The organism is Hyphomonas sp. (assembly GCF_018402285.1).
Classification (GTDB): Bacteria; Pseudomonadota; Alphaproteobacteria; order Caulobacterales; family Hyphomonadaceae; genus Hyphomonas.
This window is the reverse complement of the sequence record NZ_JAGYJH010000004.1, coordinates 134,236-146,417: the sequence shown is the minus strand read 5'-3', so window position 1 is coordinate 146,417 and position 12,182 is coordinate 134,236. Positions and strand designations below refer to the sequence as shown.

General features: G+C 61.7%; 13 protein-coding genes and 1 tRNA gene. 3 read left to right on the top strand and 11 right to left on the bottom strand.

Translation table 11 applies throughout. The features are described 5' to 3' along the window. Positions 1–2: 2 nt before the first annotated feature. Complete coding sequence (locus KG722_RS10495; protein WP_213271738.1) at positions 3–716, bottom strand: DUF502 domain-containing protein; 714 nt, start codon at positions 714–716, stop codon at positions 3–5. A gap of 78 nt (positions 717–794) precedes the next feature. On the opposite strand from KG722_RS10495, the gene KG722_RS10490 reads away from it, so the two are divergent. Genes KG722_RS10490 through KG722_RS10480 form a run of 3 tightly spaced genes read left to right on the top strand, consistent with a single transcriptional unit; the run spans position 795 to position 2,915 of the window. Continuing rightward, positions 795–1,805, top strand: coding sequence for a phosphotransferase family protein (locus KG722_RS10490; RefSeq protein ID WP_213271737.1), 1,011 nt, complete (start codon positions 795–797; stop codon positions 1,803–1,805). Then, positions 1,798–2,169 (top strand): DUF6285 domain-containing protein, encoded by a 372-nt coding sequence (locus KG722_RS10485; protein ID WP_213271736.1) that lies wholly within the window; start codon positions 1,798–1,800, stop codon positions 2,167–2,169. Before KG722_RS10490 ends, KG722_RS10485 begins: the two co-directional genes overlap by 8 nt. A gap of 14 nt (positions 2,170–2,183) precedes the next feature. Beyond that, the gene (locus tag KG722_RS10480; RefSeq protein WP_213271735.1) at positions 2,184–2,915 is read left to right on the top strand and encodes a hypothetical protein; all 732 of its coding nucleotides are present in this window, start codon (positions 2,184–2,186) and stop codon (positions 2,913–2,915) included. Here the strand turns inward: KG722_RS10480 and maiA are convergent. The 10 genes from maiA to secE all read right to left on the bottom strand — a co-directional run bounded on the left by maiA (position 2,912) and on the right by secE (position 12,176). Continuing rightward, positions 2,912–3,562 (bottom strand): maleylacetoacetate isomerase, encoded by a 651-nt coding sequence (gene maiA / locus KG722_RS10475; protein WP_213271734.1) that lies wholly within the window; start codon positions 3,560–3,562, stop codon positions 2,912–2,914. The two genes, KG722_RS10480 and maiA, sit on opposite strands and share 4 nt — an antisense overlap. Then, entirely contained in the window at positions 3,559–4,881 is a 1,323-nt protein-coding gene (locus tag KG722_RS10470) for an N-succinylarginine dihydrolase (RefSeq protein ID WP_213271733.1), read from the bottom strand. Before KG722_RS10470 ends, maiA begins: the two co-directional genes overlap by 4 nt. Further along, positions 4,878–5,711 carry a class I SAM-dependent methyltransferase gene (locus tag KG722_RS10465; protein ID WP_213271732.1) on the bottom strand — a complete coding sequence of 278 codons (834 nt, stop codon included), beginning with the start codon at positions 5,709–5,711 and terminating at the stop codon, positions 4,878–4,880. The genes KG722_RS10470 and KG722_RS10465 overlap by 4 nt, the downstream gene beginning before the upstream one ends. A gap of 9 nt (positions 5,712–5,720) precedes the next feature. Next, positions 5,721–7,175 carry a succinylglutamate-semialdehyde dehydrogenase gene (gene astD, locus KG722_RS10460; RefSeq protein WP_213271731.1) on the bottom strand — a complete coding sequence of 485 codons (1,455 nt, stop codon included), beginning with the start codon at positions 7,173–7,175 and terminating at the stop codon, positions 5,721–5,723. Beyond that, positions 7,172–8,215, bottom strand: coding sequence for an arginine N-succinyltransferase (locus tag KG722_RS10455; protein ID WP_213271730.1), 1,044 nt, complete (start codon positions 8,213–8,215; stop codon positions 7,172–7,174). The genes astD and KG722_RS10455 overlap by 4 nt, the downstream gene beginning before the upstream one ends. Before the next feature lie 2 nt (positions 8,216–8,217). Beyond that, positions 8,218–9,477 carry a hydrolase gene (locus KG722_RS10450; RefSeq protein ID WP_213271729.1) on the bottom strand — a complete coding sequence of 420 codons (1,260 nt, stop codon included), beginning with the start codon at positions 9,475–9,477 and terminating at the stop codon, positions 8,218–8,220. Positions 9,478–9,589: 112 nt separating this feature from the next. Continuing rightward, a complete protein-coding gene (locus tag KG722_RS10445; RefSeq protein ID WP_213271728.1) occupies positions 9,590–10,747 on the bottom strand; it encodes an outer membrane beta-barrel protein in 1,158 nt (385 codons plus the stop codon). A gap of 461 nt (positions 10,748–11,208) precedes the next feature. Continuing rightward, positions 11,209–11,285 (bottom strand) — tRNA-His (locus KG722_RS10440). A gap of 84 nt (positions 11,286–11,369) precedes the next feature. After that, positions 11,370–11,912, bottom strand: a complete 543-nt coding sequence (gene nusG, locus KG722_RS10435) for a transcription termination/antitermination protein NusG (protein WP_213271727.1) — start codon at positions 11,910–11,912, stop codon at positions 11,370–11,372. Between the two features lie 45 nt (positions 11,913–11,957). Next, positions 11,958–12,176 carry a preprotein translocase subunit SecE gene (gene secE, locus KG722_RS10430; protein ID WP_213271726.1) on the bottom strand — a complete coding sequence of 73 codons (219 nt, stop codon included), beginning with the start codon at positions 12,174–12,176 and terminating at the stop codon, positions 11,958–11,960. Positions 12,177–12,182 lie beyond the last annotated feature (6 nt).

Here is a 12,182-nt window from a genome sequence, read left to right as displayed (position 1 = left end):
CTTTACTTTGCGGGATTGGAATTTGGCGGGAGCGGCTCACGCGGCGGCTCCCATTCAGGCAGAACAAGGCCGTTGGAGATGATCGCCTTGGCAGCGTCCTCAAGGGACATGTCGAGCCGTATCATTTTGGATTCAGGCAGATAAATCAGGAAGCCGCTGGTTGGGTTCGGTGTGGTTGGCACGAACACGCCGAGATAATCGCTACCCAGCTTGGCTTCCAACTCCCCCTTTACCTTGGCCGTTACGAAAGCGATGCACCAGCTGCCCTCCTTGGGATACTCGACCATGACCACTTCACGGAATTGCCCCGTACTGCCAGTCTGGAAGACGTCCCGTATCTGCTTGAAAACGGAATAGATCGACCGCACGACCGGCACCCGCGCCATGACCCTGTCGGTCACATCGACGAGGTACTTGCCGAGAAAATTTGTCGCCACGGCGCCGAGCAGCGTAAGAAAGACCAGCAGGATGATCAGGCCGAAACCGGGAACGGCATAGTCGAGATAAGTCTCCGGCCGCAGCCCTGCAGGAAGGATGGGCACCACCCAGCTGTCGATCAGGTTGATCAGAAAATCGAGGATCGCAAAAGTTGCCACCATCGGCAGGGCGATGAGCATGCCGGCAACAAACCGGGCCCGCAGCCAGGCGAAAAGCCCCGGCTTTGGCGGCACAGTCACCACCACCATGCCATAGTCCGGCTTTTCGTTCTCTGACATTATCTGCCCCTCTGCCGCTGCGGCCTTCCTCAGCGTTACCGCTTGGCGCGGTTCTTCTTCCGCGCAATTGTGGCGAAGATGGGAACCGTGACCGACATAGAAAAGGCCCTGACTGACTGGGCCAGTGAGCATTATGGCGCAGGCGCAGCGATTACGGGCGTGCGGCGTCTTTCTGGCGGTGCCAGCCAGGAAACCTGGGCCTTTGAAGTCGAGGCGGGTGACAAGGGCGAGGCGCTGATCCTCCGGAGGGCGCCGGGCGGCATTTCTGCGCCGCGCGCTTCTGAAGCCGTCACCCTCGCCACCGAAGCCGCTTTGCTGGGCGCGACGGGCAAGGCCGGTGTGCGCGTACCCGGCGTGCGCCATGTCTCGGCGCCGGGCAGCGCTCTGGGCGAGGCCTTCATCATGAAGCGGATCGAGGGAGAAACCCTTGGCCGCAAGATCCTGCGCGATGCGGAGTATGAGATCGCCCGGACCCGGCTCACCCGGCACTGCGGCGAAGCGCTTGCCGGCATTCATTCGGTGCCGCTGCAAGGCCTGCCCGGCCTGCCGACAAGCCTTGGCCGCAACCAGATCGACAAATACGAGGCGGTCTACCGCGAGTTTGATCTGCCGCGCCCTGTCTTTGAACTCGCCTTCGCCTGGCTGAAAGCAAACGCGCCCGAGCCTGCCCCGCCGGTGCTCGTCCACGGCGATTTTCGGCTGGGGAACCTGATCGTGGATGCCAACGGCCTCGGGGCCGTGCTCGACTGGGAACTCGCCCATATCGGCGATCCCCGCGAGGACATCGCCTGGCTCTGCGTCAATTCCTGGCGCTTTGGCCAGACCGAGAACCGTGTCGGAGGCTTCGGCCAACTCGATGAACTCCTGGACGCCTATGCCGCCGCAGGTGGCGCCCGCTATCGCCCGGCCGACATCGACTGGTGGGAGATCATGGGCAGCCTGAAATGGGGTGTCATGTGCATGACCATGTACGGCGCCTTCAAGACCGGCGCCGACCCAAGCGTCGAGCGCGCTGCCATCGGCCGGCGCGTGTCGGAAAACGAGATCGATCTCATCAACCTGTTTGAGGGACTTGGACGCCATGCATGACGCCCCCTCCGCCAAGGAACTGATCGAAGCGGTCAAGTCCTTCCTCGACAAGACCGCGATGGTCCAGCTGCAGGGCCACGCCGCGTTCCACGCCCGCGTCGCCTCAAACGCGCTTGCCACCGTGCTGCGTGAGATGGAGCTGCGCCCGGCTGCAGAGGCCCGCGAGCGCGACCGCCTGCAGGCGCTTCTGAAGTCGCACGAGGCAGATGTCGGCAAGCTCAACTGCCAGCTATGTGAAGAAATCCAGGTTGGCCGGGTTGACCTCGGCACGCCAGGCCTGTTGACCCACCTAAAATCGACCACAATTGACCAATTGTCTGTCGACCAGCCGGGCTATTCGGGACTTCGAACCGCAGCCCGCTAAAGTGCGAGGAAGCGATGAATAAGTTTGTTTTGATTGGACTGGGCGCCGGGGCACTTGTTGCCGGCGGGATTGCTGCCTGGATGATCACGTCACGGCCCGCGCCCGAACCCGTTCCGGTCGATCCTTACGACTATACCCTGACCGAAAGCTGGGACGCGCGGCCCGCAGAACAACCGCCAGCGGTCTGGGAAGAAGGCTGGGCGATTGATGTGATCCAGCTGACGGTGGACACACGCCGCGATCCTGCAGAGTTTGCTGCTGCGCTCGGCGCCATCGGCCCGGTCTATGCGCCAAAGCTGCGCGCGCCGAATTTTGCCGACGACGCTGCCAGCGCGCTGCAGCAGTATCTTGAGACCAGCAATAATGGCCGCGCCTTCGTGATCGCCAGCAACCAGCCTCTGCCCGCCAGCGCCGTTCCGGTGATCAACACCGACGGAATGGTCCGTGCCCGGTTTGGCGGCTTGCTGTTGCTGGAAGGTCAGGAGGCGGGGTTTGCACCCGGCGTGAACCCGGCGAGTGTGTGCTCTGACAGGTTCGGTGCCGGTGAAGTCTGCGCCGCGTCTGTCGAGATCAAGCGCACGGACGGCGAATGGATTATCGACGGTGAAGGCCCGGTTGGGGGCGCTGTCGTGGACGGGTTTGCAGACTGGCTGGGTGAAAGCGCGCCCAAGCTGGCAGAGCCGCTGGGCGATCTGGAAGAAGTCGACATCATCGACATCCGCCGCCCCGGCCAGACGGACGACTAACCGGTCTTCGCGGCGGCCTGGTTTTCGGGCGCCGCGCGGACGAAAGCCTCAAGCGCCCGGCAGGCAGCATCGACCGCCAAAAGCCGCGGAAAAGCGTCCAGCTCGACCTTGAACCGCCTGGCATTGGCCATTTGCGGGATCAGCGCGATCTCTGCGATGCCAGGCGTATCCCCGAAGAGGAAGGTCTCACCGGCAGAGGCCTGCGCCATCTCCTCCAGGGCGCGGAAGCCCCGCACGATCCATTCGCCGTACCAGCGGGAAATGGCCGCCTCATCAGCGCCGAATTCCTTGCGCAGATAGGCCAGCGGACTGAGATTGTTGAGAGGGTGAATGTCGCACGCGACCACATCGGAAAACGCCCGCGCCTGCAACCGCGCCCACGGATCACTGGGCAGCAACGCCGGTCCCGGAAGGGTTTCTTCGATCCACTCGATGATAGCCATGGATTGCCCGGAGATCCGTCCGTCTGCTTCAAGGGAAGGAACCCTCATCTGCGGATTCAGGTTTCGGTATTCGTCCGTAAGCTGCTCATCCACGCCTCCGAGGATGTTTACCGGCACGAGGCTGTAATCAGCGCCCTTGAGGTTCAGCGCTATGCGCACCCGGTAAGCCGCCGAAGAGCGCCAATAGTCGTAGACACGTATCATGCAATGTCCTCAAGGCCCAGGATGCGGAGCAGCTCCTCGCGCGCCAGGCGGCACTCATCCGCAAAGGCAGGGTCTGCCAGGTCTGCGGGCGAGAGCCGGTCGCGATAGGTCTTGCGGATTGCACCCTGCAACTCGTCAATCAGCGCTTCATCAAGAATGACGCCGGGATGGCACTCGGCCAGTTCATCTTCCGTCATCACCACGCGAAGACGCAGGCACGCCGGACCACCCCCATTGCGCATGGACTGGCGCACGTCGACATACTCCACGCGCCCGATCGGGCCGTTTCCAGCGACCATCTGCTCACAGAATTTTCGGGTTGATGTTACTTCCTGCGCCTCCATCGGCGCGACGAGGACAAGCCTGTCTTCTCCCGGAAACTGAAGCAGCTGAGAGTTGAAGAGATAGGATCTGATTGCATCCTGAAGGGGGACTTCTGCCTCCGGAACCATAACGGGCCTGAGCTCGAACAGACCGGCAGCTGCCCGGCGCAGAGTGTTGATTGTGCCAGACGTATCCTCGAAAGCCGCTTCATGGAAGAACAAGGTATCAAGCGCGCCAACACAGACGACATCGTTGTGAAACGCGCCTGCCGCGATCGCCCGGGCGGATTGCCGGGCAAAAACCGTGCAGGCCGGATCAAGGCCATGGGCGCGCGCTATGGATTCCGATGCAAGGCGCGTCTGACGGGCGGGGAACCCAGCCATTGCCTCACCGGCATCACGTCCATAAACGAATAGTTCGACGCCTTTACCACCATGCTCTGCACAAAGACGGACATGATTTGCCGCGCCTTCGTCTGAAAAGTCCGGATGCGCAGGAAGTGCGCCGTGCACCGCAAAGCGCTGATCGCTCGCGAACAGGGAAAGGAGGGTTGCTGTCGTATCAGGATGTTCCAGACTGCGGTGAAGCATGGTCGACAGGTTGGCGGCGGTAAAATGCAACAATCCGTCGTCGGTGTCGGCTGAGGGCGAAACGGTGGCCGCGTTGGCAGTCCACATGCTGCTCGCCGAATAGGCCGCTTTCAACAGGCGCGGCGCCTGCCTGCCGGCCGCCTCGATAATGCCGTCATCCGAGCCTTTGAAACCCGCGGAGACCAGAAGATCGAAATTGGGACGGTGCAGGGGCGGCAGCACGCCCTGGACAAGCCCCGCGCGCACCAGCAAGCGCATCTTTTCCAGGCCCTGCACCGCGCCTTCACGGGGATTGGACACATCGCCGGCATTCTTCGAACTGGCCAGATTGCCATCCGACAGACCGCCATAATTGTGGCTCGGGCCGATCAGCCCATCGAAATTGACTTCAAATGCTGCGCTCATGCCTCCGCCTCGACGATCCAGGCGGCGGCCTTGAGACGTGTTCGCCCATCGTCTCCAGCCAGCCCCTGCAGTGCCTCAATCAAGGCGACTTTGACAGCAGACGGATCAACGTCCTGTTCGGCAATGGCGCGAGAGAGCGGCCCGATTTCCAGCATGAAGTCCGCTGTTTCACTTGCGCTCCCCCCGGGCAAGACAAGATCGCCGTCCCATGGCTGAATCGAAATGTTCGACCAGCCGCTTTCAGCCAGTATCTTCCTGATGTGATTTGAGTCTCCAAAGGCAAACGGGCCGGGCGTGCCAGGCTCCGGCGGCGTTGGGGGCGTTTTCAGGAGCGGCATCGCCACCTGCAACGGCAACAACGCCCAGGGGTTTTCCTTCAGCGGCCGCCAGCAGGCAAAGCGCAGCCTGCCCTTGGCCTTGATACCGGCATGAATATTCGCGAACGCCGCCACAGGATCGGCAAAGAACATCACCCCGAACCGGGAAACAACCAGATCCACCGGCTCTTTTGGCTTCCAGACGGACGCATCGGCAACAATGAACTCGATCCCGGCACCGACCGCTGCAGACCGCTTCTTCGCCAGCTCGATCAAGGGAACAGAAACATCGACCCCCGTCACCGAGACATTCGCGGCGCTGGCCTTGATGCTCAGCGACAGGGCGCCCGCTCCGCAGCCGATATCGATGACAGCCTGCCCCGGCGACGGAAGCGCCGGCGCGACGATGGCTTCAGCAAAGGGCGCAAGCATCACGTCCATGCGATCGGCGTCGCGAACCCATTTCTGGCCCGCGGCGCCGTTCCAGTAGTCTATCTGCGATGTGTTATCCATTTGGTCCTCTCAGGAAGGAAAGCCGGGCGCCGTCATGCGGACAGCCTTGGGCGCAAGCTGGCTGGCTTGCGGCCAGGCGCAGTAGTCGGCGGCATAATACGCGCCCGGACGGAAGTTTCCTGACAAGCCGGGACCGCCAAAAGGCATGGCGCCACTGGCGCCGGCCGTCGGACGGTTCCTGTTGAGGATGCCTGCCTTCATTTCAGTGTAGGCGCGCGCCCAGAGCGTGTCGTCATCACAGACGAGACCGCCCGACAAGCCATACTTTGTTGCGTTGGCCCGGGCGATCGCTGCATCAAACCCGGACACTCGAACAACCTGAATCAGTGGACCGAACAATTCCTCATCCGGAATATCCTGTGCCTGCGTCACGTCCACGATGCTAGGCGAGACAAAGCCCGTGCCGCTTTGACTGGCGGTCAGCGGCAAGATCGCCTTGCCGCCCCGGGACACAATCATGTCTTGGAAATCCACGGCTTGCCAAGCAGCTTGCTCGGAGACGAGGGGTCCCATGAAGATGTCCGGCGTATTCCAGGCGCCGATCCGGATGCCTTTTGCCCGATCGACAATCGCTTCGATGACAGCATCCCCGAATGCCCCGCTGGGAAGGATCAAGCGGCGCGCGCAGGAGCAGCGTTGGCCCGTTGTCAGGAAAGCAGACTGTGCGGCAATGTCCGCAGCCGCATCCACATCCGAAGGATCCCAGATAATCAGAGGATTGTTGCCCCCCATTTCGAGAGCCAGGATAACCTCAGGCCGTCCGGCAAAATGTTTATGGAAAAACACGCCGGTGGCGGCTGATCCGGTGAAAAGGAGGCCGTTGATCGGCGCCTCGATCAACGCCGCGCCCGTCTCCCGGCCGCCATGAACCACGTTGAGGCAACCCGGCGGAAGGCCGGCGGCCTCAAACGCGCTGGCCATGATTTCGGCAACCGAGGGCGCCAGCTCTGACGGCTTGAATATACAGGTGTTGCCTGCCAGCAGCGCCGGAACGATATGGCCATTTGGCAGATGGCCCGGAAAATTGAAGGGCCCGAAGACAGCCATCACGCCATGCGGGCGATGGGTGAGGCGGGCCTGACCGAACGCAGCCGCCTCGTCGCGCTCGCCTGCCCGTTCTTTCAAGGCCGCCACGGAGACGGCGATCTTGGCTTTCATGGTCGCGGCTTCGGCTTGGGAATCCCACAGCGCCTTGCCCATGTCGCGGCTGATTGCTTCTGCGATGTCGCCTGCGCGTTTGCCCAGTTCTTCCGCATAACGCTCAAGAATGTCGATACGCTCGGAAAGAGGCGTTCTGGACCATCCGGCAAATGCGCGATGAGCTGAGACAACAGCCGCAGCAACATCTTCTGCATCAGCAGACCTTCCCTGCCAGCTGGCTTCACCGGTTGCCGGGCAGGCTTTGCTGAAGGCGGCGCCCCCGCCAGCCCGCCATTTTCCGTCTATGTAAACGCCATCTTTCATCGGTTACTCCGTATCCAGACGCGCGCCTGCGAGCCCGGTTTCAGCCGCAGGGCGTCCAGCACCTCAGCGGAGGCCACCAGACCTGTCTCGTCCCGGCGAATGAACTTGCCGAGGGAAACCCGGAAGTCCGGAATGCGGTTACTGGACAACAGACCCTGGCGGGCGTTCTCGTCGCCATCAACATCGCCTGCCTCGACGGTGACAAGCCGGCTTTCCTGGATCGTCCGTATGTGGCGGCGCTGCGCGGCGACAAGCGGGCCGCCATCGAAGATATCGACCGTACGGTCAAAATCAAAGCCCTCCCATTGCAGGAGCTTGTAGGCGCCAACGCCTTCAGAGTGGCACCGCCCGATGACCTCGCGCGCCTCCGGCGGCAGGAGGTCGACATAGATGGGATAACGCGGCATCAGGTCGACGATGAACTGGTTGTCCGTGGTCGCCGACAGCCGGTCGGCTTCTGCAAAATCCATACGGAAGAAATGCCGGCCGAGACACTCCCAGAAAGGGGACTCGCCGGTATCGTCGACCACGCCGCGAAGCTCTGCGAGCACCTTGTCGCTGAACCGTTCTGGCGCCGCTGCCATCAGGAGGTAGCGTGACTGGGCCGCCAGCCGGCCCGCGCCGCCACCCCTGTGATCGGGCTTCAGGAACAGAGTTCCGACTTCCGTATATCCCACATACTCATTCGTGAGAACGAGCGCGTCCATGTCAAAGCGCAGGTTTCCTGCCGCGTGGCTCGCCTGGGCAAGAGTGATGATGCGATAGTTGAAGAAGGGTTGATCAATACCTGTACCGGCCTTGACGGCGGAACACCCGACGACCTTTCCGGTCGGCACATGTTCCATCATCATCAGATACTTTCCGTACTGAAGATTCTTCTGCCTGCCGTGGAACGCCCGTTCGGATTTCTCCAGCCGCTCGGCGAGGATCGGCTCATCCACGGGGAGGCTGGTAAATCCGGGTCCGGACAATTCGGCCAGCTCCATCAGGGACTGGAGATCATCCATCCGCGACGGGCGCATAACATATTGTGTTGTCATGATCAGCGCCCCATCAATTCCTTGATGCCTTTTGCGTCCATCCGCCCGTCCGCAAGCCTGTTGAGGATCAGCGCGGACAGGGTCGCTCGTTCAGGGAAGCTGTCGACGACGACAAACTCTTCATTGGAATGAATCCGGCCGCCGCGAACACCGAGCGTATCCACATTCGGAACGCCGGCAGCGAAGATGTTGTTGCCCTCACACACGCCGCCCGTATCGACAAACTCCAGATCCAGGCCGATAGCCTGGCCAGTTGCATGCACGGCATCGAACAAGGCCTGCTGCGCAGCGTTGCGCGGTTTGGGCGGGCGATAGAAGCCGCCATGCAGGTGGCCGTGAATGCCGCTCCGCGCCGTGGCTCGGGCAAACAGGCGCTCGACTTCACGCGTCGCCCAGGAAGATGCATCGGCATCGGGCGCGCGCGCACCAAACCGCACGACAGCCAGGTCCGGCACGATATTCACCGGGCCTCCGCCCTCAATCGCGCCGACATTGAACGTGACGCCTTCCCGCTGGCCGTTAAGGCCCTCAAGCCCGACAACCAGCTCGGCCGCAGCCTCGATGGCGCTGCGCCCTTCTTCCTTTGCCCGGCCGGCATGCGCGGCGCGGCCGTGCAGCACGATATCGAACACTGCCGACCCCTTGCGCCCGCCCGACATCGCGCCGGTTTCCATCGCGGGCTCATAGGTCATGCCGATAAGGGCGCCCGATTGTGCCGCCCGCGTCAGCGCAGCGGATGAGGCGAAGTTGCCGATCTCTTCGTCCGGCGTCATGACGATCCTGTAACCCAGACGTTCCTTGAACGGACCTGCTTCAAAGGCCTTGAGCGCTTCCAGCATCAGGCTGAGACCACCCTTCATGTCTGCCATGCCAGGGCCGTTGATCTGGCCGTTTCCGAGATCCTGGATTGTCTCGAACGTGCCGGGCGGAAACACCGTGTCGTAGTGACCCGACATGACGACCTGGATGGGCGCTGAGGGGCGGGAGACGACTTCGATGATCGGCCCGCTATGCATTTCGCAAACGCGGCCGTCAGCGCCGATGTTTTCGAATCCCGGGCCTTCTGTGAGGGCCACGTCCGCCTCAAGGGCTGAAAAGGCATCTGCCAATTTGGGCGCAAGCGTTTTCAGGCCGCCGATATTGTAACTGCCGGTATTGATGGCGGACCAGCCGCGCGTGCGCGCGACCATTTCCGCTGCAGCCGCGGCGAGATGCTCGCGAGCGGCCTCGTCTTCGCGGGTAAGTGAGCTGAGCTGGTTCATGGACCCTTGGTTTCACAGCTGGAGGCAGGCGGCAAGTCTCCGCCCTTCCCCGGCGAAAACAAAAAACGGCCCGGCTTTCGCCGGGCCGTTCTGTCTGGAATTCCAATCGTCCTTACTGAACGATGATGGTGACTTCCGAGCGGCGGTTCAGAGGCTCGCGAACGCCGTCAAGCGTTGCTTTGGCCAGAGCCGTTTCGCCCTTACCGTCCTGGGTGATGAGCGTGTTGGCAATGCCGCGCTCGGTGAGAGCGGATGCAACCACGTCAGCGCGGCGAACCGACAGACGCGCGTTGTAGTCCGCGGCGCCCGAAGTATCGGTGTGACCGACGATCGTCACCGAACCAGCAGCGCAGCCCTCAACCGAGCGGATGTTGGCAACAGCCTGATCGATAACTGCCGAAGCCTGGCTCGTCAGATCCGAACGATCCCACTCGAAGTAAACCACGAACTCCTGGCTGAGTGCGGAGCACTGCTGAGCCAGCGGAGGAGTGGTTTCTTCCGGCGGAGGCGGCGGAGGAGGAGGCGGGGGCGGCGGAGGCGGCGGCGGAGGCGGCGGAGGCGGCGGGGGCGGCGGAGGCGGTGCCGGCGGAGCGCCGAACGCGAAGCGCAGACCCAGGGTCGCCGAGTGATCCGAATAGTCCCCATCATAGCTCGGGCCACCGTGCTTGCCGGCGAAGTCGAGATCTTCAACCGTGAAGTACTTGTAGCCGAGGTCCATGGTCAGACGCTCAGACAGCTTGAAGCCGACGCCGAGCAGGCCCTGATAGGCAATGCCGGTGGATTTGTCGGAGAAGCCGTTCAGCGCGCTGCCGCCAGCGTTGACACGGTTGGACGCTTTTGCGTCGACGCGCGCGCCACCGATGCCGAGACCGATGTAGGGCTGGACAGTGCCACCTTTGTTGAAATCATAGAGGCCGTTCATCATCAGGTCGGTGACGCTGGCGTAACCGTTTGCCAGAAGCGAACCGCCGATTGCACCGTTGGTGTTCTCCGGAACATCCAGCGGGCCAGCGCGGTTGCCGAGAACGCCTTCAAGGCGCAGGCCGTTCGCAAAACCATATCCGAGGCCAACAGAGGCGCCAGCGGTTTCGTTCAGGCTCGACTTATCCGGGATCGTGCCGATCACATCGGTGGCGCCATCCTGGTCAAGCGTGCCTTCGAAGCTGAACTGCGCATCCGCGCGGGCGTACCAGCCGTCTTCGGCGTGCGCAGTGGCGCCAACAGTCGCGAAAGCGGCCGCGGCAGTCGCGCACAACAGAGTTTTCTTCATACTCAATCCCCTTTTGTGTGCCGAATGACGGGATTGTCCTCGGCCGCAGGTTCATAGCGGGTATCAACCGCATGCTTTGGTGTTAAACGTTTTTTCCGCCGTCCGCGAGCATTATTCAGTCCTGTACCCCCGAATGCGGTGGAAATTTTCACTCACCGAGACCCTTTTGCAACAGGTCCAGGAGGCCGTCAAACCACGGTTTCTTAACCCGGTTTGAACAACACCGGCACAACGCCTGCCGCGGGCGTTGGTTCCAAGTAGAATCCATTATTTTACGGGTATTCGTGAATTCCACAGGCCCGGGGGAATTGGGAGAGAAACTTTCACAGATCCGCGCGAATCAACTGGCATTGTCGGACCTGCCTCAGCAGGCCCATGCAAGGCGCGCTACCTTTGATTGCGCATTTGCGCAACGCAAAGCGCCAAGATCAAACTGCGCAATGGTGCCGGAGGGGGAGAGATGGTACCGCCTCTCCGGCTTGAACGGAGGACCTCTGGTTCCACAAACCAGCGCTCTAACCAACTGAGCTAAGGCGGCATCTCTTCCGGCGACATACAGCTACCGGAAAAGGGTTTCAAGCGGCGAGCAAAGGGCCGGAGCCTATTGCCTGCCGAAAAATGATCAGATCTTCACAACCTGATCAAATTCAAGATCAACCGGGGTACCCCGGCCAAAGATCGAAACGGTGACTTTCAGGCGGCCATGGGCCTCGTCGATTTCCTCGACAGCGCCTTCAAAGCCCTGGAACGGACCGTCATTGACCTGGACCTGCTCACCAATCTCGAAGCTGACCTTCGGACGCGGACGTTCAGCCGACGTGTCGGTCGCCTTGCCGAGAATGCGGTCAACTTCCTTCTGGCGGACGGGCAGCGGCTTCTTGCCGCCTTCCGCGCCGAGGAAGCCAGAGACTTTCGGCGTGTCCTTCACAAGGTGGTAGATGTCGTCAGTCAACTGCGCCTTCATCAGGACATAGCCCGGAAAGAAGCGCTTTTCGACGGTCTTCTTTTTGCCGCGTGCCACTTCGACGACCTCTTCGGTCGGCACTTCGATCTCTTCGATCAGGTGCAGGAGACCCTTACGTTCCGCCTGTTCACGAATCGTGGCGGCCACCTTCTTTTCGAAGTTGGAATAGGCGTGGACAATATACCACTTGGCATCAGGCATGGGGCGATCGCGCTCCGGAAGGTCTGGTTGACGTCACAGCTGCCGTCAGGCGCCGCGTACGAAATTCACGAATAAGGCAATGACCGTATCGGTCAGAAAAAGGAAGATGCCGATCAGGATCGACATGATGAGCACGAAAATCGTCGCCTGGATGGTTTCCTGGCGTGATGTCCACGTCACCTTGTTCCCTTCCGCGCGCACCTGGCGCAGGAAGGTCAGCGGTCCAACGCTCTTCTTCTTTTCCTTCTGGTCCTTGACGGCCATGTCACC